Genomic DNA, 23,813 nt, shown 5'->3' with positions numbered 1-23,813 from the left:
GGGGGGTGTCGATCAGCCGAGCTCGGGCCCGCGCACCAGCTCGACCCGGACACCCTCGCCCGGGCGGGCCTGGGCCAGCAGGTCGCAGTCCTCCTCGACCACCACGGCCACCACGGGGTAGCCGCCGGTCGTCGGGTGGTCGGCCAGGAACACCAGGGGCTGGCCGGACGGCGGGACCTGCACCGCCCCGCGCAGCACGCCCTCGCTGGCCAGCTCCTCGTGCCGGTGCCGCTCCAGCACCGGTCCCGACAGGCGCACGCCGACCCGGTCGCTGTCTCCGGCGACCGTCCAGCTGACGCCGGTCAGGGCGCGGGCGCCGACCGGCCCGAACCAGTCGTCGCGCGGACCGGGCACAGCGCGGACCACGAGGCCGCCCGGGCTGGCGCCGTGCAGCCGCGGCACGTCCGAGCTGCGCAGCGCCGCAACGGGATCGGCGTCCGCGACGTGCAGCGCCGAGCCCACGGCCAGCGGCTCCGGCCCGATGCCGGAGAGGGTGTCGCGGCTGGCGCTGCCGAAAACCTGCTCCGCCGCCAGCCCGCCACGGACGGCGAGGTAGCTGCGCAGGCCCGTGGCCGGCATACCGAGGCGCAGCAGTGACCCCGCCGGGACGAAGGCGGGGGCGCAGAACTCCACCGCGCGCCCGTCCACCTGGACCGGCAGCGGGGCCCCGGTGATTGCGACCGTGACGTCGGCGGACGCGCGCAGGGCCAGGCCGCCGGCGAGCACCTCGACGGCCAGGGCGCCGTCGGCGTTGCCGACGAGGCGGTTCGCGGTGCGCAGCGACCCGCGGTCGGCGGCGCCACTGGGGCTGACGCCGAGGTGGGCGTGCCCGGGCCGGCCGAGGTCCTGCAGCAGGGCCAGCGGGCCGACGCGCTCGACGGTCAGGGCATGGCGGCTCATGCGCGGGACTCGTCGACGAAGCGCACCCGGGTGCCGGGCGCGAGCAGGGCGGGCGTCGGGCGCGCGGTGTCCCACATCGCCATGGAGGTGGTGCCGATGAGCTGCCAGCCGCCGGGGGAGGAGCGGGGGTAGACGCCGGTGTACTGGTCGGCCAGCGCCACCGCGCCGGCCGGGATGCGCGGCCGTGGGTCGTGCCGCCGGGGGACGACGAGGTCGCCGGCCTCACCTGTCAGGTAGCCGAATCCCGGCGCGAATCCACAGAACTCGACGGTCCAGACCTGCCCGGTATGCCGGGTGACCACCTCTGCGGGCGACATCCCGAGCGTGGCCGCCACCTCCTCGAGGTCCTCCCCGTCGTAGCGCACCGGCACCTCGATCGGCTCGGCCTCGTCGGCGGCGCCGGTGTCCTCGGCCAGGGGCAGCGACCGGACCCGGGCCGTGACTGCCCGGGCGTCGGCTCCGGGCTCGAGCACGAGCAGCACGGTGCGGGCGGCGGGCACGTGCTCGCGCACACCGTGGAGCGGCTGGGCACGCAGGGCCGCGTCGAGGCGGCGGCGCGTCGCGGCGTCGTCGAGCTCGACGAGGACGGCGCCGAGGCCGCACGGCAGGAAGCGCACCTCAGCCGCCGGTGAACGCGCGGACGGTCACGCCGGCGGCGTCGAGGCGTTCGCGGACGGCCCGGGCGATGGTGACCGCGCCGGGGGAGTCGCCGTGGACGCACACGGAGTCGACCTCCAGGGTGACCACGGAGCCGTCGACCGCCTCGACCTCGCCGACGGTGACCATGCGCACCACGCGCTCGGCGACGACGTCGGGGTCGTGGATCACCGCACCGGGCTCCCGGCGGGAGACGAGGGTGCCGGCGGGGGTGTAGGCGCGGTCGGCGAACGCCTCGCGCACGGTGCGCAGCCCGCGCCCGGCGGCCGCGGCGAGCAGGACCGAGCCGGGCAGGCCGAGCAGCGGCAGCGCCGGGTCGTAGGCAGCGACCGCCCGGACCACGGCGGCCGCCTGCTCCTCGTGGTGCACGACGGCGTTGTAGAGGGCACCGTGCGGCTTGACGTAGGAGACGGCCGTCCCGTGGCTGCGCGCGATGCCGTCGAGGGCGCCGAGCTGGTAGAGGACGTCGGCGTAGAGCTCCTCGGGCGCCATGTCGATGAACCGCCGGCCGAAGCCGCCGAGGTCGGCGTAGCCCACCTGCGCGCCCACGGCCACCCCGCGCTCGGCGGCGGTCGAGCACGTGGCCACCAGGGTCGCCGGGTCGCCGGCGTGGAAGCCGCAGGCGACGTTGGCCGAGGTGACCAGGTGCAGCAGGGCGTCGTCGTCACCGAGCTCCCACCGGCCGAACGACTCGCCGACGTCGGCGTTGAGATCCACGCTTCTCTGGTCCACCATGTCGCCAGATTGTTCAACAACCTGTGATGGTGTCAAGGTGCGACCCCAGGAGCTGAGATGGCTGACTCCGCCGCGTCCCGTGCCGCGGACCGCTTGCGCGCCGCCGTGCTCGAAGGTGAGCTGCGACCCGGCCAGCGCCTCGACGAGGCCGGCCTGGTCACCCGCCTGCAGGTCAGCCGCAACACCCTGCGGGAGGCGTTCCGGCTGCTCGGGCACGAGCACGTCGTGGAGCACCGGCCCAACCGCGGGGTCTTCGTGCGCCGGCTCTCGCTGGAGGAGGCGCGCCAGCTCTACCAGACCCGCAGGCTGCTCGAGGTCGGTGCCGTGCGGGAGGCGGCCGTGACCCGCGGGGGCGTCCCCACGATGGACCCGGGCTCCCGGCGTGCGGCGGAACGCCGCTGGTCGATGGCCGTGACGCAGGTCGAGGAGGCAGCCGAAGAGGGTCGGGAAGCCGCGCGGCGCGGCGACTACGAGGCCGTCGGCACCGCGAACGGGCGGTTCCACCTCGCCCTCGCCGCGCTGGCGGGCAACGAGGTGCTCGACCGGACGCTGCGCACGATCCTCACCGAGATGAGGCTGCTGTTCGTGGTGGTCGCCGACCCCCGCTCGGTGCACGGGCGCTACGTGGAGGCCAACGCGCGCATCGCCGACCTGGTGGCGGCCGGGGAGGTGGTCCGGGCGGCGGTGGCGCTGGAGGAGTACCTGCTCGGCTCGGAGGCGCACCTGCTGGAGGTCTATGCGTCCCATTTCTCCGAATCATGAGAAATGTCGAGTTTCCCCTTGTGGCGATTGTTGAACGACTTCTAGGGTGACGGGCCATCCCCGGGTGCCCGTTCGCGGGCGCCCCGCCCCCGACCCGAAACCCGAGGTGCTGCCCATGTGGGTGCTGCTCGCGGTAGCCGTCGTCATCGTCGGCTTCGCCCTCAGACTCAACGCGATGCTCGTGGTCACCGTCGCCGGCATCGTGGCCGGACTCATCTCCGGCATGACCCCGATGAAGATCCTGGACACCTTCGGCACCGGCTTCGCCGGCTCCCGCTCGGTGACCGTCTTCATCGTGGTCCTGCCGGTGATCGGCCTGATCGAGCGCTACGGCCTGCAGCACCAGGCCCGCCGGATGATCTCGCGGCTCGCCGGCCTGACCGTGGGCCGGCTGCTCGCCGCCTACCTGCTGGTGCGGCAGGGCACCGCCGCCCTGGGCCTGATGGCCGTGGGTGGCCCGGCCCAGGCGGTCCGGCCGATCGTCGCGCCGATGTCGGAGGCCGCCGCGGAACGCCGCCACGGCCCGCTCAGCGAGCCGATGCGGGAGAAGATCCGCTCGTATGCCGCGTCCGCGGACACCGTGGGCCTGTTCTTCGGGGAGGACATCTTCGTCGCGGTCGGGTCGATCCTGCTGATCACCGGCTTCGTCGACACGACCTACCACCTCAAGCTCGACGCGCTGCAGGTCGCGCTGTGGGCCATCCCCACCGCCATCTGCGCGCTGCTCATCCACGGCGCCCGGATGCTCTGGCTGGACCGCAGCCTGGGACGCCTGGCCGGGGCGGGCGCCCCCGCCGACGACGCCGAGGCCGTGACGACGGGAGCCGGCCGATGATCAAGGTCGAGTGGTTCTACTGGCTGGTCGCCGCGTTCTTCCTCGTGGTCGCGGTCGTGCGGCTCACCGACCGGGAGGCGCCGCGGCGGCACGCCAGTGCGGCGTTCTGGGCGCTCCTGGCGTTCACCTTCGTCTACGGCAGTGCCGTCACCGCGGGGGCCGGACCCGCCTGGGTCGAGGGCCTGGCCGTGATCGGCCTCGCCGTCCTGGCCGGCTTCGGCCTGCCCCGCAAGGGGACCGAGCGGACCACGAGCGACGCCGAGCGCGAGCAGCTGGCCACCCGGTTCGGGCCGAAGCTGTTCATCCCGGCCCTCGTGGTCCCGGCGGTGGCGGTGGTGTTCGGCGCCTGGCTGGCCAAGGTCAAGCACGGCGACGGGCTGTTGCTGGAGAAGGGCTCGGCCACGGTCATCGGCCTCGGCGTGGCCGCTGTGGTCGCCCTCGTGGTCGCGATGCTGATGTTCCGCCCCGGCTCGGTCGCCGTGCCGTTCCAGGAGGGCGACCGCCTGCTCGGGCACATCGGCTGGGCGGCGATCCTGCCGCAGTTCCTCGCCACCCTGGGCCTGCTGTTCCAGGCGGCCGGTGTCGGCGACGCCGTCAAGGGCATCACCGACGGCATCCTGCCCAAGGGCTCGCTCATCGCCGCCGTCATCGTCTACTGCGTGGGCATGGCGCTGTTCACCATGGTCATGGGCAACGCCTTCGCCGCGTTCCCGGTGATGACCGCGGCGGTCGGCTGGCCGCTGCTGGTCCAGCAGTTCCACGGCCAGCCGGCGGTGGTCTTCGCGGTCGGCATGCTGGCCGGCTTCTGCGGCACGCTGTGCACGCCCATGGCGGCGAACTTCAACCTCGTGCCCGCCGCGCTGCTGGAGCTCAAGGACACCTACGGCCCGATCAAGGCACAGGTGCCGACGGCGATCCCGCTGCTGGCGTGCAACGTGGCGGTCATGGCCGTCTTCGCCTTCCCGCGATGAGCGCCGGCGACTGGGCGCAGACGATCCTGCGCGTCCTGGGCACCTCGTGGCCCTACAACGCCGCGCACAGCTCGCTGGGGTCGGACGACGTGGACGTCACCCCTCAGCGGCTGCACCCGGCGTTCCACGGCAGCCTGGACTGGCACTCCTCGGCGCACATGCAGTGGTCGGCGGTGCGGCTGCTCTCCGGGGCGGGCGGACCGCTCGACCCGGGCACCGCCGACGCGCTGGCCGCGGTCCTCGACAGCCGGCTGACCCCCGACGCCGGTGCGGCGGAGGCTGCCTACCTGCGGCAGCGCCCGTCGTTCGAGCGCCCGTACGGCTGGGCGTGGGCGGCCATGCTGGCCGCCGCCACGCGTGGCTGCCCGCACCCGCACGCCGCCACGTGGGTGCGGGCGACCGCGCCGCTGGCCGACGCGGTCGCGGACCTCGTCCTCGCGTGGCTGCCCCGGCTGACCCACCCCGTCCGGCACGGCGTGCACAGCAACACCGCGTTCGGGTGCGCGCTGATGCACGAGGCGTACGCCGCGCTGGGCCGAGACGACGTCGTGGCCGCGCTCAGCGCCGCGGCCGGCGGCTGGTTCGGTGCGGACACGGCATACCCCGTGTCCTGGGAGCCCAGCGGCAACGACTTCCTCTCGCCGGCGCTGTGCGAGGCCGACCTCATGCGTCGCGTGCTTCCCGCGGGGGAGAGGTCGGCGTGGCTGGAGGCCTTCCTGCCCGGGCTGGGGGCCGCCGATGACCCGCTCCTGACCGTGCCGGAGGTGCGCGACCGGACCGACGGCCAGATGGTGCACCTCTTCGGGCTGTCCCTCTCCCGTGCCTGGCAGCTGCGCGAGCTCGCCCCGCTGGTCGCGGACGCGGACCGGCGCAGCCGGCTGCTGGCCGCCGCCGACACTCAGGCGAAGGCGGTCGGGGAGGAGATCATCGACGGGGACTTCATGTCCACGCACTGGCTCGTCTCCTTCGCCCTGCTGGCCGAGGGGGCGCGACCGGGCTAGTCGGCCATGGCCTTGATGATCGTCACCGCTGTGGTCAGTTCCGCCGGGTCGCCGCAGCGGGCCGCCCACCGCGCCTGGGCGAGCTCACGGACCAGCGTCCACGCGCGGGTGCGGTCCTCGTCGAGGCCGGCGTGCTCGCACACGACCGACAGGCGACGGCGCAGGTGCCGGTGCGCGTCGTGGCTGGCGACCACCTCGTCCCAGCGGTTCCACAGCAGCGGTGCCACGGCAAACCCCGGGTCGGCAGCCATGGGCTTGGGGTCGATCGCCAGCCAGGGCGTGCGCGCGGCGGCGAGCACGTTGGCGTAGTGCAGGTCGGTGTGCACCAGCCGGGCGTCGGTGGCGGGCTCCCGGGCCAGGTCGGTGGCCAGCGACCTGGCCTGCTCCACGAACCGGCGGGGGATGCCCTCCGGTCCGCTGGGGAGCTGGGCCACCAGGTTCCGCGCCCAGTCCGAGAGGCGGGGCAGCTGCGGCAGGGCGGGCCGGTCGAGGTGGGCGAGCAGGCCGCCGGCGACCGCGCAGGCTTCGTCCAGCGGGCGGGTGTGCAGGTCGCGGTCGGCGTCGAGCCGCTCGAGCAGCAGGCCCCACCGGGCCGGGTCGGCGGCCAGCAGGCGGACCGCGCCGTCGCCGTCCCACGCCCGCAGGGCCAGGTGCTCGTACCGGGCCTCGTCGTGGGGCCAGGCCACCTTCAGCACGGCCTCGGCGCCGCCCTGGCGCACCGGGACGACCAGGGCGCAGACCCCGTGCCGGCTCGGGCCGTCCGGCTCCAGCTGCCACTGCTCCAGGAGCTCGGCGACCAGCCGGGGCAGCCGGCGCAGCCACCGGTCGCCGTCCTCGCCCGGCCCGCCGGCCCCGTCGCCCTCGGCGGCGCGGCCGGCCATGGCCGAGCGGAAGGTCTCGGGGACCAGCTCGCTCACGGCGCGCTCAGGCCGGGGAAGGCCGGGAGTGGCGAGCCCCATCGGGTGCCGAGCACCGCGGTCTCGGCCAGCCAGCGCACCAGGCCGGTGAGGGCCTGCTCGTTGCCCGCGGCGCCGCGCAGCTCGGCCGCCTTGGCGGACAGGAGCCCGGCCACGAGCCCGCGGGCCAGGCGCCGGGCGCTGGTGGGTGTCGTCACCGGGAACGGTAGCTGGTAGCCGAGCGCGGGCGGTGTCGCGGCGTCCCCGGCCAGCGTCACCAGCTCGGTCTCGCGGTGCCGCAGCCGGGCCAGGGTCACGGCCGCCAGCGCCGCCGTGGCGTGGTCGCCCTGGGCCTGCGCCACCTCGAAGCCGTACGCCGCGGAGCGGGTGGCTGCCAGCAGCCGGGCGGCCGGGCTGCCGGTGGGGGCGCTGGGCTCGGGCCACTGCGCGGACCCGCCGAGCAGCGTCGCGGCCGCCCCGTGGTGGGCGGCCAGCGCGGCGAGCAGCGCCACGTGCTCCGCGCCCACCCCCGCCAGGGTGATCAGCGCCGGCGTCTGCACGGCCACCAGCTCCTGGGCGGCCAGGCCGGCCCGGGCCTGGCCGGCAGCCGTGGTCGAGGTGGTGGGGGAGCCGGTCCCGGACGGGCCGCCAGTCGTCGGGGCCGCGGCGGGCACGGGCACCCCCGCCTGGCGCAGCACCTGCTCCAGGACGGCGGCCTGCTGGTGGTGGGCGGGGGCGAGCCGGGCCGGCCACGGCCCGGCGGCCGCCCCCGCGGCAGCGGCGGCCTGCTCCAGCGACCGGGTGTCGGCCAGGGCCGCCAGGAGGGTCCGCTCGTCCGGCGCGGGCTTGCGCTCGGGTGCGAACGGCAGCGAGCCGGGGTGGTCCTCCAGGCGCACTCCGCACCCGGTGAGCGCCGTGGCGGAGGCGACCCCCAGCGCGACCAGGACGCTGCGTCGCGACCAGGCACGCGGCATACGGTCCCTCCCCGGCATGCGCCCGATCATGGCATGGGGCGCCGGGCGCCCTCCGGCGGCATGCGTCCGGTCGCGTAGCGGATAGAGTGTGGTCACGGACGGCCGTGCGTGGGTGACTCGCGCGTGTCGGACGACTCGAGAACACTGGGAGCGGAGGCGGCATTGAGCACCAAGGACCGGATTCGCCCCACGATCGAGGCGCCGCTGCACGCGCTCGGGCTCGTGATCGAGGACGTCGCCGTGACGCCGGCCGGCAAGCGCCGGCTCGTGCGGGTCTACCTCGACCGAGACCTGTCCGGCCTCGCGGCCGACGACGATCGCAGCCCCGTCCCGCCGCTCACCCTCGACGAGGTCGCGGACGCGACCCGTGCGGTGAGCGCCGCGCTGGACGAGAGCGACGCGATGGGTTCCCAGCCCTACGTCCTCGAGGTCACCTCCCCGGGCGTCGAGCGGCCGCTCACCGAGCCGCGGCACTTCCGCCGCAACGTCGGCCGCCTGGTCAAGGTCACCGGGACCGACGACACGGTGCTGACCGGGCGACTCGTCGCGGCCGGCCCCGAGGGGATCACCCTGTCCGTGGACGGAGCCAAGGGCGCCCCGGCCATGGACCACACGCTTGCCTTTGCCGAGATAGCGCGCGCCCTGGTGCAGGTGGAGTTCACCCGCGGCGCTGATGAGGAGGACGACTGATGGACATCGACCTGGCGGCGCTGCGTGCGCTGGAGCGGGAGCGCGACATCTCCCTGGCCGTGATCATCCCCGCCATCGAGCAGGCGATGCTCGTGGCCTACCACCGCACCGAGGGCGCCTACCGCCTCGCCCGCGTGGAGCTCGACCGCAAGACCGGCCACGTCGTGGTGTGGGCGCGCGAGGAGGGCGAGGTCGCCGAGGACGGCACCCGCGGCGAGCCCGGGCCCGAGTTCGACGACACCCCCGAGGGCTTCGGCCGGATCGCCGCCTCGACAGCGCGGCAGGTCATCGTCCAGCGGCTGCGTGACATCGAGGACGAGGCGATCCTCGGGGACTTCCGCGGCCGTGAGGGCGACGTCGTCGCGGGCGTGATCCAGCAGAGCAGCGACCCGCGCAACGTGCTGGTCGACTTCGGCACCGTGGAGGGCATCCTCCCGCTGGCCGAGCAGGTGCCGGGGGAGCGCTACGTCCACGGCGAGCGGCTGCGCTGCTACGTCGTCAGCGTCAAGCGCGGCCCGCGCGGCCCGCAGATCGGGCTGTCGCGCACCCACCCCAACCTGGTGCGCAAGCTGTTCGCCCTCGAGGTGCCCGAGATCGCGGACGGCACCGTCGAGATCGCGGCGCTGGCCCGCGAGGCCGGTCACCGCACCAAGATCGCCGTCCACTCCAAGGTGCCCGGCGTCAACGCCAAGGGCGCCTGCATCGGCCCGATGGGCGCCCGGGTGCGCGCGGTCATGACCGAGCTGCACGGCGAGAAGATCGACATCGTCGACTACTCGGCCGACCCGCAGGAGTTCGTCGCCGCGGCGCTGTCACCCTCGCGCGTGCAGTCGGTCGAGATCGTCGACCCGACGCTGCGCTCGGCCCGCGTGGTCGTGCCCGACTACCAGCTCTCCCTCGCCATCGGCAAGGAGGGGCAGAACGCCCGCCTGGCCGCCAAGCTGACCGGGTGGCGCATCGACATCCGCTCCGACACCGCCCCGGCGGCCGGGGCGAGTGTGACGCCTGAGGCGGCTGGCGCGGAGGACGGGCGTTAGGCGGTAGAGTGGTCCAGACCGATCGGACGCAAGACGTCCGTGTGCGGCGATCCCACTCCACGGCACGCACGTGTGTGGGCTGCCGTTCCCGCGACGACCGGTCGTCACTGCTGCGAGTCGTCGCGGTGTGGAATGAGCAGGAGCACCAGCTCGTTGCCCATCCTGATCCCCGACGTCGGCTGCCCGGGCGTGGCGCATGGCTGCACCCGACACCCGAATGTCTCGAGCTCGCCGTGCGACGCAGGGCGTTCGCGAGGGCCTTGCGCGTCAAGGCCCCGCTGGACACCTCCCGCGTCAGGGCGCACGTGCTCGAGGAGCAGCAGGCCGTCGTCGGCGGCTCCCAGGAGCCGTCGGAACATGCAACCGAAAGCGGGTAAGACGCTGATGAGCACCCGATGAGTACTCACCGATGAGCACCCCCCAGCTTTAACGACGGTCCGCGCCTGTCGATGTCTCGATGGTCCGGACCGAGGACAGGAGAAACGTGGCTAAGGTCCGGGTCTACGAGCTCGCCAAGGAGCTCGGAGTCGAGAGCAAGACTTTGCTCAACCATCTGAAGGAGCAGGGCGAGTTCGTCCGGTCGGCGTCGTCGACCATCGAGCCCCCTGTCGTGCGCAAGATTCGCGAGACGTTCCCCGCCGAGCTCGCCGGCGGTGGCGCCGCCAAGCCGGCTGCCCCCGCCAAGAAGGCGGCCCCCGCCGCGAAGCCGGCTGCCCCCGCCCCGGCTGCGCCGGCCCCCGCTGCACCGGCCAAGCCGGCTGCGGCCGCCCCGGCCAAGCCTGCGCCGGAGGTCCCCGCCCCGGCGGCACCCGCCAAGCCGGTCGAGGCCCCCGCGGCCCGCACCGCGCCCACGCCGGGCCCCAAGCCGGCCGCGAAGCCGACCCCGGCTCCCGAGGCCCCGGCCGCTCCCGCCGCTCCGGCGGCCCGCGAGGGTGGCGCGCCGACCCCCGGCCCGCGTCCGGCCCCGCGTCCCGGCGCCCCGCGTCCGGGCAACAACCCCTTCGCCCCCAGCCAGGGCATGCCGCGTGACGGCCGCAGCGGCGGCCAGCGCGGTGGCCGTGACGGCGGCCGCGAGGGTGGCGGCCAGGGCGCTCCGCGTCCGGGCAACAACCCCTTCGCCTCCAGCCAGGGCATGCCCCGTCCCCAGGGCGGCAACCGCCCCGGTGGCGCTGCCGGCCCCGGCGGTCCGCGTCCGGCGGCCCCGCGTCCCGGTGGTCCCCGCCCGAACCCGGGCATGATGCCCGACCGCGCTGCGGTCGGTCGTCCCGGTGAGCGTCCCGCCCGCCCGGGTGGTCGTCCCGGTGGCGGCGGCTTCGGCGGTCGTCCCGGTGGTGGCGGTCCCGGTGGCGGTGGCGGCGGCTTCGCCGGTCGTCCCGGCGGCGGTGGCCGTGGTGGCCCCGGTGGCCGTGGTGCGACCGCCGGTGCGTTCGGTCGCGGTGGCGGCCGTCCGGTCCGTGGCCGCAAGTCCAAGCGCGCGAAGCGCCAGGAGTTCGAGCAGATGCAGGCGCCCACCATCGGTGGCGTCAGCGTCCCCCGTGGTGACGGCAAGACCGTCGTGCGCGTGCGTCGCGGCTCGTCGCTGACCGACTTCGCGGACAAGATCAACGCCAACCCGGCGAGCCTGGTGACCGTGCTGTTCCACCTCGGTGAGATGGCCACGGCGACCCAGTCCCTCGACGAGGACACCTTCAAGCTGCTCGGTGCCGAGCTCGGCTACGACGTGCAGGTCGTCTCCCCGGAGGAGGAGGAGAAGGAGCTCTTCGACTCCTTCAACATCGACCTCGAGACCGGTATCGCGTCCGAGGACGACGAGGACCTCGCGCCCCGTCCGCCGGTCGTGACCGTCATGGGTCACGTCGACCACGGCAAGACCCGCCTGCTCGACGCGATCCGCAACGAGGACGTCGCCGCGGGTGAGGCCGGTGGCATCACCCAGCACATCGGTGCCTACCAGGTGCACAAGGAGCACGAGGGCATCGACCGCGCGATCACCTTCATCGACACCCCGGGTCACGAGGCCTTCACGGCCATGCGTGCCCGTGGTGCCAAGGTCACCGACATCGCGATCCTCGTCGTCGCTGCCGACGACGGCGTGATGCCGCAGACCATCGAGGCGCTCAACCACGCCCAGGCGGCGGACGTGCCGATCGTGGTCGCGGTCAACAAGATCGACGTCGAAGGTGCGAACCCCTCGAAGGTGCGCCAGCAGCTGACCGAGTACAACCTCATCGCCGAGGAGTACGGCGGAGACACGATGTTCGTCGACGTGTCGGCCAAGGCCGGCCAGAACATCGACGGCCTGCTCGAGGCGGTCCTGCTGACTGCCGACGCGGCGCTCGACCTGCGGGCCAACCCCGACCGTGACGCCCGTGGTGTCGCGATCGAGGCCAACCTCGACCGGGGCCGTGGCGCCACCGCCACGGTGCTGGTCCAGGCCGGCACCCTGCGCGTCGGCGACGCGATCGTCACCGGCAGCGCCTACGGCCGCGTTCGCGCCATGCTCGACGAGCACGGCAAGAACATCGACGAGGCGGGCCCGTCCCGTCCGGTCCAGGTGCTCGGTCTGTCCTCCGTGCCGCGTGCCGGTGACACCTTCGTGGTGGCCCCGGACGACCGCACGGCCCGCCAGATCGCCGAGAAGCGCGAGGCGGCCGACCGCCAGGCCTCCCTGGCCAAGGCCCGCAAGCGCATCAGCCTCGAGGACCTCAACGAGGCCCTCGCGGCCGGCAAGGTCGAGACCCTCAACCTCATCCTCAAGGGTGACGTGTCGGGTTCGGTCGAGGCGCTCGAGGACGCCCTGCTCCAGATCGACGTGGGCGACGAGGTCGACCTGCGCATCATCGACCGCGGCGTCGGTGCGATCACGCTCAACAACATCAACCTGGCGATGGCCTCCGACGCCATCATCATCGGCTTCAACGTGCGGGCCGAGGGCCAGAACGCGGATGTGGCCGAGCGTGAGGGTGTCGAGATCCGCTACTACTCGGTGATCTACCAGGCCATCGAGGAGATCGAGGCGGCCCTGAAGGGCATGCTCAAGCCGGAGTTCGAGGAGGCCCAGCTCGGCACCGCGGAGGTGCGCGAGGTGTTCCGCTCGAGCAAGTTCGGCAACGTGGCCGGCTCGCTGGTCCGCTCCGGCGAGATCAAGCGCGGCACCCGGGCCCGCCTCACCCGCGACGGCGTCGTCGTCACGGAGAACCTCGAGATCACCGGTCTGCGTCGCTTCAAGGACGACGTCACCGAGGTCCGCGAGGGCTACGAGTGCGGTATCAACCTCGGTAGCTTCAACGACATCAAGATCGGCGACGTCATCGAGACCTACGAGATGCGTGAAAAGCCGCGTGCGTAAGTAGGTCACCGAAGGTGGGCGGCGAGTCTCAGACGAGACCGCCGCTCACCTTTGTCTCCGGGCTCACCAGCCCTCTCCGGGCTCACCTGAGGTGACCCGATCCCTGATTTGTAGGAAGGTAAGACGCATGGCTGATCCGGCACGCGCCCGCAAGATCGCTGACCGCATCAAGGTCCTGATCGCCGAGAACCTCGAGTACCGCGTCAAGGACCCCCGTCTGGGGTTCATCACGATCACCGACGTGCGGGTCACCAACGACCTGCAGCACGCGTCGGTGTTCTACACGGTCTTCGGCTCCGACGAGGAGCGTGCCGAGACGGCGGAGGCGCTCGAGGCGGCCAAGGGCAAGCTGCGCTCCTTCGTCGGCAAGCAGATCGGCATCCGGCTGACCCCGACGCTGGAGTTCTTCGCCGACGCGATCCCCGAGAACGCCGCCCACCTCGAGGACCTGCTCAAGGAGGCCCGCGAGCGCGACGCCGCCGTGGCCGCCGCCGCTGCCGGCGCGGTCCCCGCGGGCGAGTCCGACCCCTACCGCAAGCCGCGGGAGGACGAGGACGACCTCGACGACCTGGACGAGGACGACCGGGAGGCCCGGCGCGCGTGAGCCCCGAAGGCCTGCTGATCGTCGACAAGCCGGCCGGGTGGACCAGCCACGACGTGGTGGCGCGGGCGCGTCGCCTGTGCGGCACCCGCCGGGTGGGCCATGCCGGCACGCTGGACCCGATGGCCACCGGTGTGCTCGTCCTCGGGGTCGAGCGCGCCACCAAGCTGCTGACCTTCCTGGTCGGCTGCGACAAGACCTACACGGCCACGATCCGGCTCGGCCAGGACACCGTCACCGACGACGCCGAGGGTGAGGTGACCGCCGGCGCCGACGCCTCCGGCCTCACCGACGAGGCGGTCGACAAGGCCGTCGCTGCCCTCACCGGCGAGATCGACCAGGTGCCCAGCGCCGTCAGCGCCATCAAGGTCGACGGCAAGCGCTCGTATGCGCGGGTGCGCGCGGGGGAGGACGTGGCTCTCCGTGCGCGGCGGGTCACGGTCAGCCGCTTCGACGTGCTCGACCGGCGCCACGTCAGCGCCGACGGGCACCCCGTGCTCGACCTCGACGTCGAGGTGGAGGTGTCCTCGGGCACCTACGTCCGCGCTCTGGCCCGCGACCTCGGCGCCGCCCTCGGCGTCGGCGGCCACCTCACCGCGCTGCGCCGCACCCGCGTCGGCCGGTTCGACCTCGCGGCGGCCCGCACGCTGGCCGAGCTCGAGGCCGCGGCGGAGGCGGACGGCATACCGGTGGTGTCCCTGGCGGACGCCGCGCGGGCGTCCTTCGACGTGCGGGAGCTGACCGACGACGAGGCGCGCATGGTCGGGCACGGCCAGCGCATCCCCTCGCGCAAGCCGCTGCGGGAGGACCCGGTGGCGGCGTTCGCGCCGGACGGGCGCCTGGTGGCGATGCTCGACGAGCGGGGCATGCTGGCCCGCACCCACGTGGTGTTCCCCGTTCCGTAGAGTGTCCGCGTGCTGCGATGGACCGACCTGACCCAGATCCCTGAGGGCTTTGGCCCGAGCGTGGTGACGCTGGGCAACTTCGACGGCGTGCACCGCGGCCACCGCGCGGTCCTCGCCACCGTGATCGAGCAGGCGCGCGAGCGCGACGCGCAGGCGGTGGCGGTGACCTTCGACCCGCACCCGGTCGCGGTGCTGCGCCCCGACCAGGCGCCGCGCACGATCACCCCGCTCGGGCTGCGCCTCGACCTGCTCGAGGGCACCGGCCTCGACGCCGTCCTGGTGCAGGAGTTCACCGCCGAGCTGGCCGGGTGGACGCCCGAGCGCTACGTCGAGGAGGTCTTCGTCGAGGCGCTCGGCGCGACCGCCGTCGTGGTGGGGGAGGACACCCGCTTCGGCGTGCGCAACTCCGGTGACGTCTCGACCCTGCGGGCGCTGGGCGACAAGCACGGCTTCGACGTGGTCGTGCTCAAGGACCTCGGCGGCGACACCCGCTGGTCCTCCAGCCAGGTCCGCGAGCTCGTGGCCACCGGCGACGTCGCGGCCGCCGCGGAGATCCTCGGGCGCCCGCACCGGATCAGCGGCACGGTCGTCCACGGCGACCACCGGGGCCGCGAGCTGGGCTACCCCACGGCCAACCTCCCGCAGGAGATGGGCGGGCTCGTCCCCGCGGACGGGGTGTACGCCGGGTGGCTGCTGCGCCTGGACCGGCCCGAGGAGGACGCGGAACGGGTGCTGCCGGCGGCGGTCTCGATCGGCACCAACCCGACCTTCGACGGGCACCAGCGCCGGGTCGAGGCCTACGCCCTGGACCGCACCGACCTCGACCTCTACGGCGAGCAGGTGGGCGTCGAGCTGGTCGAGCGGCTGCGCCCGACCGAGCGGTTCGACTCGGTGGAGGAGCTCCTGGAGCAGATGGCCCACGACGTGGAGCGCTGCCGCGAGGTGCTCACGTCCATCGTCCCCTCGTAGGCGACGGGACGGCATACCCCAGGTCACGGTTCGGCATGTCCGACTTGTCCAGTTTTGTCAGGGTCTTTACTCGCTGAGCAGGGGCTGGGAAGATCCGGGGTCGGCCCGGTCGTCCGCCGGGCCGGGAGCTGTCGGACGCGCCTCCGGACGGAGGCGCCACACACCACCCCGGAGGTGCCACCGCATGGGCAGACCGTCGGTGCAGGACGAGCAGGTCAACCACGCCGTCATCCAGGACCGCGCCCCCACGGTGGCGCACCTGTTCCGGGACCGGGTCAAGGCCAGCCCCTACGGGGAGGCGTTCCGCTACGTCGACGGCGACCAGTGGCAGGCCATCACCTGGGAGGCGGTCTCGGCCAAGGCCGACGTGCTCGCCGCCGGGCTGATCGCGCTGGGGATCGAGCCCGAGGACCGGGTCGCCGTCGCCTCGACCACGCGGATCGAGTGGGTGCTGGCCGACCTGGCGGTCATGCTCGCCGGTGCCGCCACCACGACCCTCTACCCGACGACGGCGGCCCGCGACAGCGCCTTCATCGTCAGCGACTCCCAGAGCCGCATCGTCATCGCCGAGGACGTCACCCAGGTGGTCAAGCTCCGCGAGCACCGTGACGAGCTGCCCTGGGTCGAGCACGTCGTCGTCATCGACGGCAAGGCCTACGGCGACGACGGCTGGGTGCTGACCTGGGACGAGCTCGAGGCCCTGGGTCGGCGGCTCCTGTCCGCCGAGCCGGACGCGGTCGACCGGCGCATCGCGCAGATCCGGCCGCAGAACCTCGCCACGGTCATCTACACCTCCGGCACCACCGGCAAGCCCAAGGGCGTGCGGCTGACCCACGACTCGTGGACCTACACCGTCGCCGGCATCGACTCCCTCGGGATCCTGAACGACGACGACGTGCAGTACCTGTGGCTGCCGCTGGCCCACGTCTTCGGCAAGATGCTGCTCGTCCTCCCGCTGCAGGTTGGCTTCGCCACCGCGGTCGACGGCCGGGTCAACCGGATCGTGGAGAACATGCCCGACGTCCAGCCGACGTTCATGGGCGCCGCGCCACGGATCTTCGAGAAGGCCTACGGCAAGATCACCACGATGGTCGCCGGCGAGGGCGGGGAGAAGGCCCGGCTGTTCAACTGGGCCATCGGCGTCGGCCGACAGGTCGCCGAGCTGCGCCAGCGGGGCGAGAAGCCGCACGGCATGCTCGCCGCCCGCCACGCCATCGCCGACAAGCTGGTGCTGCACAAGGTCCGCGACCGCTTCGGCGGGCGGGTGCGGTTCTTCATCTCCGGCTCGGCGGCGCTCGACCCCGAGATCGCCCGCTGGTTCGACGCCGTGGGCATGCCCGTGCTCGAGGGCTACGGCCTGTCCGAGACCAGCGCCGCGTCGTTCGTCAACCGCCCCGGCTCGTACATCCCGGGCACCGTCGGCTGGCCGGTGCCGGGCACCCAGGTCTGCATCGCCGACGACGGCGAGGTGCTCATCAAGGGGCCGGGCGTCATGCAGGGCTACCTCAACCAGCCGGAGGCCACCGAGGAGGCCCTGGACATGGGCGGGTGGCTGCACACCGGGGACATCGGCAGCATCGACGAGCACGGCTTCCTGCGGATCACCGACCGCAAGAAGGACCTGTTCAAGACCTCCCAGGGCAAGAACGTCGCGCCGTCGGCGATCGAGGCGATGTTCAAGGGGATCTGCCCCTACGTCAGCCAGTTCATGGTCTACGGCGAGGGCCGGCACTTCGTCACCGCGCTGATCACCCTCGACTACGACGCCATCACCGAGTGGGGGGTCGAGCACGGCATGGCCGGCAAGCTCTACCGCGAGATGGTGACCTCCCCGGAGTGCCGGGCGATGGTGCAGGAGCACATCGACGAGCTCAACAGCCGGCTCAACCGCTGGGAGACGATCAAGAACTTCATCATCCTGCCGCGCGACCTGTCCATCGAGGAGGGCGAGCTGACGCCGAGCATGAAGCTGCGCCGGCGCGTGGTGGAGGACCGGTTCCGCCCCGACCTGAACGAGCTCTACCGGGTCTGACAGACCTTCACGGCCGACGTCCAGCCTCCTCCCAGCCGGGGGGCGCACACTCGCGTTCTGAGGCGGACCCGCCCCGGGACCGCCGCGAGGAGGGCTCGATGTCGCTGCTGGGTGCGCCGCTGCTGGCGCTGCTGGCCGTGCTCGCGGTGGGGCTGCCGCTGGCCACGTGGGTGCTCTGGTCGCGCTGGCGCGGCCCGCGGCCGGTGCGGACGCTGCAGCGGCTGGTCAGCATCCTGCTCTGCCAGGTCTCCGCCGTCGTGCTCGTCGCGGCGGCGATCAACGACTACGGCTACTTCTACGCCTCTTGGTCCGACCTGTTCGGCGGGTCGACCAGCAACGGGCGGATCGTGCACATCGTGGCCCATCATTCGGGTCGGACCGGGGTCTCGGCAACGGGAGCGTCCATCTTCACCCCGGGCGAGCCCCAGCCTGCGGGCGTGACGCACGTGCACGTCGACGCGTCGTGGTCCACGCCGGCGCAATGGGCGACGAAGGGACGCGTCGAGTCCCTCACGATCTCCGGGCCCCGGTCCCTGCTGAGCGCACCCGCGATCGTCTACCTGCCGCCGCAGTACTTCCAGCCCGCCTGGGCCCACCGGCTCTTCCCTGCCGTGGAGGCCATCACCGGCTACCCGGGCGACGAGCGAAACCTCGTCAACCGTCTCGACTACCCGGACACCCTGCTCAAGGAGATGTCAGCGCATCGGGCGCACCCGATGGTGCTGGTGTTCCTGCGGCCCACGGTCGCGCCCCCGCGGGACACCGAGTGCACCGACGTGCCGAACGGCCCCCAGGCGCTGACCTACCTGTCCCAGGACGTGCCTGACGCGCTCCGGCACCTGCTGCGCCTTCGCCCTCTCGGGTGGGGCGCCATCGGCGAGTCGACGGGAGGTTACTGCGCCGCCAAGCTCGCCATGATGCACTCGGACACGTTCACGTCAGCGGTGTCCTTGTCGGGCTACTTCATCACGTTGCACGACAGGACCACCGGCGACCTGTGGGGCGGTTCCACGGTGCTGCGCAACCTGAACGACCTCCAGTGGCGGGTTACCCACCTGCCCCAGCCGCCGATCTCCCTCCTGGCGACCATGTCCCGCCAGGAGCCGGGAGTCACCGGCTTCGACGGCCTGCGGAAGTTCCTGTCCGCCGCACGGTCGCCGATGCAGGTGGACGCGCTCATCGTCGACCAGGGCGGCCACAACTTCTCGACCTGGGGCGCCCAGCTGCCCCAGTCCCTGGACTGGCTCTCGAGCCATCTCCACGCCTAGGCACCGCGTCGATCAGCGGCCCGACGCGGCGAGCAGGGCACCGGCGATCAGCCGGTGCCCTGCGGCGTTCGGGTGATCGCCGTCGGCGGCCAGGAAGGGGGTGGGGTTGCTGCTGCCGTCGCCCTTGAACGGCGTGTAGAGGTCCACGCAGGTGGCGCCCGTGCCGCGGAGCGCCGCGCACACGGCGCTGTTGAACCCTCGGCTGAGCTGGTCCGTCCAGGCGACGTAGGCCGGGCCGTGCGCGTTCGACGCCTCGTCACCGTCGTCGAACACGTTCCAGTAGCCCGTGACGAGGATGCGCTCGTGGGGGTCGCCCCGCAGGGCCTGGGCAGTCCGCACCACGTCGGCCACGGTGCCGGCCACCTTGGACACGCTCGGTGACCAGCAGCTCTCAGGGCACCCCGAGCTCCGCCACTGTGAGATCAGCGGCTCGAGGTCGTTTGCCCCGATCGTCACGAGGAGCACATCGGCCCGCGAAACACCCTCGCGGACCACTCCGGGGCGCCGGAGGGCGTCGAGGAGCTGCTCGCTGGTCAGCCCGCCGGCGCCCAGGTTGGTGGCGGTCGCCGGACGGCTCCGCGACGTGAGCGCCCGCGCATACAGGCGGACGAAGTCGGTGCAGTGGCACGCGGTTCCGGTGGTGACGGAGTCCCCGATCCCGACCACCCGGACCGGCAGCGGGGGCGGGTGACGGTCCCCGGTGGCGCCGGCGGTGACCAGGACGGTGGCGGCGACGGCCGCGGCGGCTGCGGCGAGCAGCCCCAGCCGGCGCAGCGGCCCACGGCGGGGCCCGGGGTCTGACGCGGAGGACACGCGCGCACCGTACGCCGCGAACCTGAGTGTGGGGCCGCGTGCGCGTGCGCGTTCGAGGGCACGGTGCGGGGCGGGTTACCCTTGAGCCCATGCCTGGCGAGTCGCTTTTTGCTGCCCTGGAGCCGTTGCTGGAGCAGGTGAGCAAGCCGATCCAGTACGTCGGCGGTGAGCTGAACTCCACCGTCAAGGACTGGAACTGCGCAGGGTTCGGCCCCGGCGGGGAGGAGCTCACCGCCCGGTGGGCCCTGATGTACCCCGACGCCTACGAGGTCGGCGTGCCCAACCAGGGCGTCATGATCCTGTACGAAGTCCTCAACGAGCGCCCGGACGCGCTCGCCGAGCGCACGTATGCCGTGTGGCCGGACATGGAGGCCCAGCTGCGGTCCGCGGGGCTGCCGCAGTTCACCGTCGACGGCCACCGCAGCGTGCGGGACTTCGACGTGCTCGGCATGTCCTTCTCCACCGAGCTCGGCTACACCAACATGCTCACCGCGCTGGACCTCGCCGGCATCCCGCTGCACGCGCGCGACCGCGGCGACGACGACCCGGTGGTGCTGGCCGGTGGCCACGCGGCGTTCAACCCCGAGCCGATCGCCGACTTCATCGACGCGGCGGTCATCGGCGACGGCGAGCAGGCGGTCCTGGAGATCACCGACCTCATCACGGCGTGGAAGGCACAGGGCCGCCCGGGCGGGCGAACCGAGCTGCTGCTGCGCCTGGCGCGCACCGGTGGCGTCTACGTGCCCGCCTTCTACGACGTCGACTACCTGGCCGACGGGCGGATCAAGCGTGTCGCGCCCGCCGCCCAGGGCGTGCCGTGGCGGGTCGCCAAGCACACGGTGATGGACCTCGACGCGTGGCCCTACCCCAAGCAGCCGCTCGTGCCGCTGGCCGAGTCGGTCCACGAGCGCATGTCCGTGGAGATCTTCCGCGGCTGCACCCGCGGCTGCCGCTTCTGCCAGGCCGGCATGATCACGCGCCCCGTGCGGGAGCGAAGCATCACCGGCATCGGCGAGATGGTCGAGCGCGGGCTGGCGGCGACGGGGTTCGAGGAGGTTGGCCTGCTCTCGCTCTCGAGCGCGGACCACTCCGAGATCGCGGACCTGACCAAGGGCCTGGCCGACCGCTACGAGGGCACCCAGACCGGGCTGTCGCTGCCGTCCACCCGGGTCGACGCGTTCAACATCGACCTGGCCAACGAGCTGACCCGCAACGGCCGGCGCTCCGGCCTGACCTTCGCGCCCGAGGGTGGCTCCGAGCGGATCCGCAAGGTCATCAACAAGATGGTGTCCGAGGAGGACCTCATCAACACGGTCGCCGCGGCCTACGGCGCCGGGTGGCGGCAGGTGAAGCTGTACTTCATGTGCGGCCTGCCGACCGAGACCGACGAGGACGTGCTGCAGATCGCCGAGCTGGCCAAGAAGGTCATCGAGACCGGCCGCCGGGTCAGCGGCCGGCGCGACATCCGCTGCACCGTCTCGATCGGCGGGTTCGTGCCCAAGCCGCACACGCCGTTCCAGTGGTGCGGCCAGCTCGGCGCCGAGGAGACGGACGCACGCCTGACCAAGCTGCGCGAGGCGATCCGCTCCGACAAGCGCTACGGCTCCTCGATCGGGTTCCGTTACCACGACGGCGAGCCGGGCATCGTCGAAGGCCTGCTCTCCCGGGGCGACCGGCGCGTCGGCAAGGTCATCGAGGCCGTCTGGCGCGACGGCGGGCGCTTCGACGGCTGGAGCGAGCACTTCTCCTTCGAGCGCTGGATGCGGTGCGCCGCCGAGGCGCTCGCGGACGAGCCGGTCGACGTCGCGTGGTTCACCACCCGGGAGCGCGACCAGGCCGAGGTGCTGCCCTGGGACCACCTGGACTCCGGCCTGGACAAGGACTGGCTCTGGGAGGACTGGCAGGACGCGCTCGACGAGACCGAGGTCGAGGACTGCCGCTGGACCCCGTGCTTCGACTGCGGCGTCTGCCCCCAGATGGGGACCGAGATCGAGATCGGCCCCACGGGCAAGACCCTGCTCCCGCTGACCGTGCTCAACTCCGGTCGGGACCAGCTGCTCGAGACTCACTGAGCCGACCGGCATACGACGAGGCCGCCCGCACCCCAGGGGTGCGGGCGGCCTCGTGTCGTCTGCGACGACGGACGTCAGCGCCGGGTCAGAGCCCGCCGAGTCCGCCGGGGCCGGTGCCCGTGCCAGGCCCGCGCCGCGCCTGGGCGTCGTAGTCGATGACGCCCGACTCGATCCGCTTGTCCGAGCCCGGACGGTTGCCGCGGAGGACCACCGCCGCGACGAGGACCACGACGACGATCCCGATGAACCACCACATGAGGTCTCACCCCTTCTGACGTGACCGCATCGTGCGGTCACCCCATGGACGACGTGGCGACCGGTTTGGTTGCCGTCGGGCTGCGACGGTTTCAGGACAGGTGCGAGAGCCAGTCCGTGGCGTTGAGCGCCAGCTCGGCGTCGGTGCCCGCCGGGTCGTTCCACCCGTCATACAGGGTGTTGCCGCTCTGGCCGGTGCCGTCGTCGACGGGGGAGGAGTCGCCCCACAGCGCCACCCGGCCGGAGCCGAACTGCGACACCGCGAAGAAGCAGCCGGTCGAGCCCGTGTTGGAGACGGCGTTGCGGTAGAGCAGGCACTGGGCGTTGGGGTTGCTGCTGGTCGAGATGGTGAAGGTGGTGCCACCGCGCAGGATGCTGCCGGTGACCGTGCCCCAGGGCCCGTCGATGACCGGGTGGGTCCTCGCCGCCGACGGGATGTTGGTCTCGTCCTCGCTGGAGTAGTTCTTGTAGTCGACCGTGATGCCGAACGGGTTGGTGTTGTCCACGCCGTTGCTGGTGAACAGCTGGTTGGCGATGTCCACGCTGTCCACGCCGTCGTTGTTGCGGTCGCTCTGGTCGTGGTCGGTGATGAGGAACAGGCCGCCGCCGTTCTGGACGAACTGCATGATCGCGGTGCGCTCGGCGGCGGTGAACGCGGTGTTGGGCTCGGGGATGACCAGCTCGTCGAAGTTCTTCAGGTCCAGGCTGCCGGTGGTGCCGTAGGTCAGGGCGCCGGTGGTGGTGCGCAGCGTGGGGTAGTAGGTCGGGTACTGCGCCAGGGACACGCCCCACGAGGAGATCGCCCCGGTCCAGTCGGTCTCGGCGGTGGGGGAGGCCTTCTGGTTGAACGGGTTCGGGATCGAGGTCGAGATGATCCAGTCGGCGTTGCCGGCCGTCTCGGCGTGCCCGTCGTCGAACAGGATCCGGGCCGAGGTGGCGGTGGCGGCGGCGGGGACGGTCGCCGCGGAAGGCGCGGCCGCGGGGGCCGCCTGGGACGGCGCCACCCCGGTGGCCAGCCCGGCGGCGAGCGTGGTCAGCGCGGTGGCGGTGAGGACGAGACTGCGGGTCGGCACAGCGATCTCCTTGGGTGTGTCCTGTGTGGCCCGGTCGGGCCGAGGAGACGCTCGCACCCCGCCGGCAAGGCCCGGACCAACCCGAGGTCAAGGTCAGGGCAGGACTTGGTGACCGGTAACCTTTCGGCTCATGGCCCGCCAGCGCGTACCCGAAGGACCCACCCCGCCGCCGGCCGTCCAGAAGCTGCGGATCCGCTACGCCAAGCGCGGGCGGCTGCGCTTCTCCTCCACCCGTGACTTCCAGCGCGCGCTCGAGCGCGCGCTGCGTCGCGCCGCCGTGCCGATGGCCTTCTCGGCCGGCTTCCACCCCCACCCCAAGATCTCCTACGCCAACGCGGCGCCGACCGGCACCGCCAGCGAGGCGGAGTACGTCGAGGTGTCGGTGACCGAGCGGGTCGACCCCGAGCGGCTGCGCGCGGCCCTCGACGAGGCGCTGCCCGACGGGCTGGACGTCCTCGAGGTGGTCGAGGCCCGGCCCGGAGCCCTGGCCGACCGGCTCCAGGCCAGCGACTGGGTCATGACCTTCCGCGGTATGCCGGTCGCCGACCTCGAGCGCGCGGCCACCGCGCTGCTGGAGCAGGAGCGGGTGGAGGTCACCCGCATGATGAAGTCCGGGCCGCGCACGTTCGACGTGCGCGAGGCCGTCGTGTCGCTCACAGCATCACCGGCCGAGGACGACACGTGTGCGATACTGCGGATGGTCGTACGGCACACCACACCCGCCGTGCGCCCCGACGACGTCCTGAGCGCGCTGCGAGCAGTGGCCGCCTTGGCGCCGCCGACACCGCCCCTGGTGACTCGGCTGGCGCAGGGCCCGCTGCAGACCGCAACCGCGACGGTGGCTGATCCATTGGCTGCCGACCAGGCCGGCGACGGCACCTGAGACGGTGACGCGCGTCCCCGCGCGAGCCCCCAAGGTGTAGACGAGACGACTTCCGTCCCGCCCCGCTCCCGCGGGAGGGACGACGCCACCACGAACCGCGCGGCGACGAGGGGGCCTCCGGGCCCCGGGGTGTGG

At 73.0% G+C, this 23,813-nt stretch carries 23 protein-coding genes; 15 read left to right on the top strand and 8 right to left on the bottom strand.

The features are described 5' to 3' along the window. Nucleotides 1-12: 12 nt before the first annotated feature. The 3 genes from FB474_RS12090 to FB474_RS12080 are packed head-to-tail and all read right to left on the bottom strand — an operon-like array spanning nucleotide 13 to nucleotide 2,292. Nucleotides 13-900 (bottom strand): 5-oxoprolinase subunit C family protein, encoded by an 888-nt coding sequence (locus FB474_RS12090; RefSeq protein WP_141788878.1) that lies wholly within the window; start codon nucleotides 898-900, stop codon nucleotides 13-15. After that, nucleotides 897-1,517 (bottom strand): 5-oxoprolinase subunit B family protein, encoded by a 621-nt coding sequence (locus FB474_RS12085; RefSeq protein ID WP_141788877.1) that lies wholly within the window; start codon nucleotides 1,515-1,517, stop codon nucleotides 897-899. Before FB474_RS12085 ends, FB474_RS12090 begins: the two co-directional genes overlap by 4 nt. A gap of 1 nt (nucleotide 1,518) precedes the next feature. Next, nucleotides 1,519-2,292, bottom strand: coding sequence for a LamB/YcsF family protein (locus tag FB474_RS12080; RefSeq protein WP_141788876.1), 774 nt, complete (start codon nucleotides 2,290-2,292; stop codon nucleotides 1,519-1,521). Nucleotides 2,293-2,349: 57 nt separating this feature from the next. Between FB474_RS12080 and FB474_RS12075 the strand changes: the two genes are divergently transcribed. The 4 genes from FB474_RS12075 to FB474_RS12060 all read left to right on the top strand — a co-directional run bounded on the left by FB474_RS12075 (nucleotide 2,350) and on the right by FB474_RS12060 (nucleotide 5,861). After that, complete coding sequence (locus FB474_RS12075) at nucleotides 2,350-3,054, top strand: GntR family transcriptional regulator (protein WP_141788875.1); 705 nt, start codon at nucleotides 2,350-2,352, stop codon at nucleotides 3,052-3,054. A gap of 115 nt (nucleotides 3,055-3,169) precedes the next feature. Further along, entirely contained in the window at nucleotides 3,170-3,889 is a 720-nt protein-coding gene (locus FB474_RS12070; RefSeq protein WP_141788874.1) for a DUF969 domain-containing protein, read from the top strand. Beyond that, a complete protein-coding gene (locus FB474_RS12065) occupies nucleotides 3,886-4,860 on the top strand; it encodes a DUF979 domain-containing protein (RefSeq protein ID WP_141788873.1) in 975 nt (324 codons plus the stop codon). Before FB474_RS12070 ends, FB474_RS12065 begins: the two co-directional genes overlap by 4 nt. After that, a complete protein-coding gene (locus FB474_RS12060) occupies nucleotides 4,857-5,861 on the top strand; it encodes a DUF2891 family protein (protein WP_141788872.1) in 1,005 nt (334 codons plus the stop codon). The genes FB474_RS12065 and FB474_RS12060 overlap by 4 nt, the downstream gene beginning before the upstream one ends. On the opposite strand, the gene FB474_RS12055 is transcribed toward FB474_RS12060, so the two are convergent. Together FB474_RS12055 and FB474_RS12050 are read right to left on the bottom strand one after the other, a co-directional pair. Beyond that, nucleotides 5,858-6,778, bottom strand: a complete 921-nt coding sequence (locus tag FB474_RS12055; RefSeq protein WP_141788871.1) for an aminoglycoside phosphotransferase family protein — start codon at nucleotides 6,776-6,778, stop codon at nucleotides 5,858-5,860. The two genes, FB474_RS12060 and FB474_RS12055, sit on opposite strands and share 4 nt — an antisense overlap. After that, the gene (locus FB474_RS12050) at nucleotides 6,775-7,749 is read right to left on the bottom strand and encodes a DUF4439 domain-containing protein (RefSeq protein WP_185746146.1); all 975 of its coding nucleotides are present in this window, start codon (nucleotides 7,747-7,749) and stop codon (nucleotides 6,775-6,777) included. The genes FB474_RS12055 and FB474_RS12050 overlap by 4 nt, the downstream gene beginning before the upstream one ends. A 144-nt stretch (nucleotides 7,750-7,893) precedes the next feature. On the opposite strand from FB474_RS12050, the gene rimP reads away from it, so the two are divergent. The 9 genes from rimP to FB474_RS12005 all read left to right on the top strand — a co-directional run bounded on the left by rimP (nucleotide 7,894) and on the right by FB474_RS12005 (nucleotide 18,582). Next, nucleotides 7,894-8,421 carry a ribosome maturation factor RimP gene (rimP, locus tag FB474_RS12045; RefSeq protein ID WP_141788869.1) on the top strand — a complete coding sequence of 176 codons (528 nt, stop codon included), beginning with the start codon at nucleotides 7,894-7,896 and terminating at the stop codon, nucleotides 8,419-8,421. Then, entirely contained in the window at nucleotides 8,421-9,458 is a 1,038-nt protein-coding gene (gene nusA, locus FB474_RS12040; RefSeq protein ID WP_141788868.1) for a transcription termination factor NusA, read from the top strand. Before rimP ends, nusA begins: the two co-directional genes overlap by 1 nt. Nucleotides 9,459-9,466: 8 nt before the next feature. Beyond that, nucleotides 9,467-9,835, top strand: coding sequence for a YlxR family protein (locus FB474_RS12035; protein ID WP_141788867.1), 369 nt, complete (start codon nucleotides 9,467-9,469; stop codon nucleotides 9,833-9,835). 107 nt (nucleotides 9,836-9,942) lie between these two features. Further along, a complete protein-coding gene (gene infB, locus FB474_RS12030) occupies nucleotides 9,943-12,807 on the top strand; it encodes a translation initiation factor IF-2 (RefSeq protein WP_141788866.1) in 2,865 nt (954 codons plus the stop codon). 127 nt (nucleotides 12,808-12,934) lie between these two features. After that, the gene (rbfA, locus tag FB474_RS12025; RefSeq protein WP_141788865.1) at nucleotides 12,935-13,411 is read left to right on the top strand and encodes a 30S ribosome-binding factor RbfA; all 477 of its coding nucleotides are present in this window, start codon (nucleotides 12,935-12,937) and stop codon (nucleotides 13,409-13,411) included. After that, the gene (gene truB / locus FB474_RS12020) at nucleotides 13,408-14,313 is read left to right on the top strand and encodes a tRNA pseudouridine(55) synthase TruB (RefSeq protein WP_141788864.1); all 906 of its coding nucleotides are present in this window, start codon (nucleotides 13,408-13,410) and stop codon (nucleotides 14,311-14,313) included. The genes rbfA and truB overlap by 4 nt, the downstream gene beginning before the upstream one ends. 9 nt (nucleotides 14,314-14,322) lie before the next feature. Beyond that, nucleotides 14,323-15,282, top strand: coding sequence for a bifunctional riboflavin kinase/FAD synthetase (locus FB474_RS12015; RefSeq protein ID WP_141788863.1), 960 nt, complete (start codon nucleotides 14,323-14,325; stop codon nucleotides 15,280-15,282). 184 nt (nucleotides 15,283-15,466) lie between these two features. Continuing rightward, nucleotides 15,467-17,314, top strand: coding sequence for an AMP-dependent synthetase/ligase (locus tag FB474_RS12010; RefSeq protein ID WP_141788862.1), 1,848 nt, complete (start codon nucleotides 15,467-15,469; stop codon nucleotides 17,312-17,314). 98 nt (nucleotides 17,315-17,412) lie between these two features. Then, entirely contained in the window at nucleotides 17,413-18,582 is a 1,170-nt protein-coding gene (locus FB474_RS12005) for an alpha/beta hydrolase (RefSeq protein WP_141788861.1), read from the top strand. 12 nt (nucleotides 18,583-18,594) lie between these two features. On the opposite strand, the gene FB474_RS12000 is transcribed toward FB474_RS12005, so the two are convergent. After that, nucleotides 18,595-19,395: an SGNH/GDSL hydrolase family protein gene (locus FB474_RS12000; protein ID WP_141788860.1), complete on the bottom strand. Its 801-nt coding sequence runs from the start codon at nucleotides 19,393-19,395 to the stop codon at nucleotides 18,595-18,597. Nucleotides 19,396-19,484: 89 nt separating this feature from the next. Between FB474_RS12000 and FB474_RS11995 the strand changes: the two genes are divergently transcribed. Further along, nucleotides 19,485-21,467, top strand: a complete 1,983-nt coding sequence (locus tag FB474_RS11995; protein ID WP_141788859.1) for a TIGR03960 family B12-binding radical SAM protein — start codon at nucleotides 19,485-19,487, stop codon at nucleotides 21,465-21,467. Between the two features lie 85 nt (nucleotides 21,468-21,552). On the opposite strand, the gene FB474_RS20775 is transcribed toward FB474_RS11995, so the two are convergent. Together FB474_RS20775 and FB474_RS11990 are read right to left on the bottom strand one after the other, a co-directional pair. Continuing rightward, nucleotides 21,553-21,723 carry a hypothetical protein gene (locus tag FB474_RS20775; RefSeq protein ID WP_185746145.1) on the bottom strand — a complete coding sequence of 57 codons (171 nt, stop codon included), beginning with the start codon at nucleotides 21,721-21,723 and terminating at the stop codon, nucleotides 21,553-21,555. A 91-nt stretch (nucleotides 21,724-21,814) separates the two neighbouring features. Continuing rightward, on the bottom strand, nucleotides 21,815-22,795 hold the full coding sequence (locus FB474_RS11990; RefSeq protein WP_141788858.1) for a hydrolase: 981 nt from the start codon (nucleotides 22,793-22,795) through the stop codon (nucleotides 21,815-21,817). Between the two features lie 130 nt (nucleotides 22,796-22,925). On the opposite strand from FB474_RS11990, the gene FB474_RS11985 reads away from it, so the two are divergent. Further along, a complete protein-coding gene (locus FB474_RS11985; RefSeq protein WP_141788857.1) occupies nucleotides 22,926-23,678 on the top strand; it encodes a TIGR03936 family radical SAM-associated protein in 753 nt (250 codons plus the stop codon). The last annotated feature ends 135 nt before the right edge of the window (nucleotides 23,679-23,813 follow it).

Source organism: Oryzihumus leptocrescens (assembly GCF_006716205.1).
Lineage (GTDB): Bacteria > Actinomycetota > Actinomycetes > Actinomycetales > Dermatophilaceae > Oryzihumus > Oryzihumus leptocrescens.
Note: the sequence above shows the minus strand (reverse complement) of the source record. Positions and strands in the feature narration are given on the sequence as shown.

Bases quoted from the DNA above. Each gene is read 5' to 3' on its own strand.
- FB474_RS12090 (WP_141788878.1), bottom strand. From the start codon at position 900: ATGAGCCGCCATGCCCTGACCGTCGAGCGCGTCGGCCCGCTGGCCCTG.
- FB474_RS12080 (WP_141788876.1), bottom strand. From the start codon at position 2,292: ATGGTGGACCAGAGAAGCGTGGATCTCAACGCCGACGTCGGCGAGTCG.
- FB474_RS12075 (WP_141788875.1), top strand. From the start codon at position 2,350: ATGGCTGACTCCGCCGCGTCCCGTGCCGCGGACCGCTTGCGCGCCGCC.
- FB474_RS12070 (WP_141788874.1), top strand. From the start codon at position 3,170: ATGTGGGTGCTGCTCGCGGTAGCCGTCGTCATCGTCGGCTTCGCCCTC.
- FB474_RS12065 (WP_141788873.1), top strand. From the start codon at position 3,886: ATGATCAAGGTCGAGTGGTTCTACTGGCTGGTCGCCGCGTTCTTCCTC.
- FB474_RS12060 (WP_141788872.1), top strand. From the start codon at position 4,857: ATGAGCGCCGGCGACTGGGCGCAGACGATCCTGCGCGTCCTGGGCACC.
- FB474_RS12050 (WP_185746146.1), bottom strand. From the start codon at position 7,749: ATGCCGGGGAGGGACCGTATGCCGCGTGCCTGGTCGCGACGCAGCGTC.
- nusA (WP_141788868.1), top strand. From the start codon at position 8,421: ATGGACATCGACCTGGCGGCGCTGCGTGCGCTGGAGCGGGAGCGCGAC.
- rbfA (WP_141788865.1), top strand. From the start codon at position 12,935: ATGGCTGATCCGGCACGCGCCCGCAAGATCGCTGACCGCATCAAGGTC.
- FB474_RS12010 (WP_141788862.1), top strand. From the start codon at position 15,467: ATGGGCAGACCGTCGGTGCAGGACGAGCAGGTCAACCACGCCGTCATC.
- FB474_RS12005 (WP_141788861.1), top strand. From the start codon at position 17,413: ATGTCGCTGCTGGGTGCGCCGCTGCTGGCGCTGCTGGCCGTGCTCGCG.
- FB474_RS11995 (WP_141788859.1), top strand. From the start codon at position 19,485: ATGCCTGGCGAGTCGCTTTTTGCTGCCCTGGAGCCGTTGCTGGAGCAG.
- FB474_RS20775 (WP_185746145.1), bottom strand. From the start codon at position 21,723: ATGTGGTGGTTCATCGGGATCGTCGTCGTGGTCCTCGTCGCGGCGGTG.
- FB474_RS11985 (WP_141788857.1), top strand. From the start codon at position 22,926: ATGGCCCGCCAGCGCGTACCCGAAGGACCCACCCCGCCGCCGGCCGTC.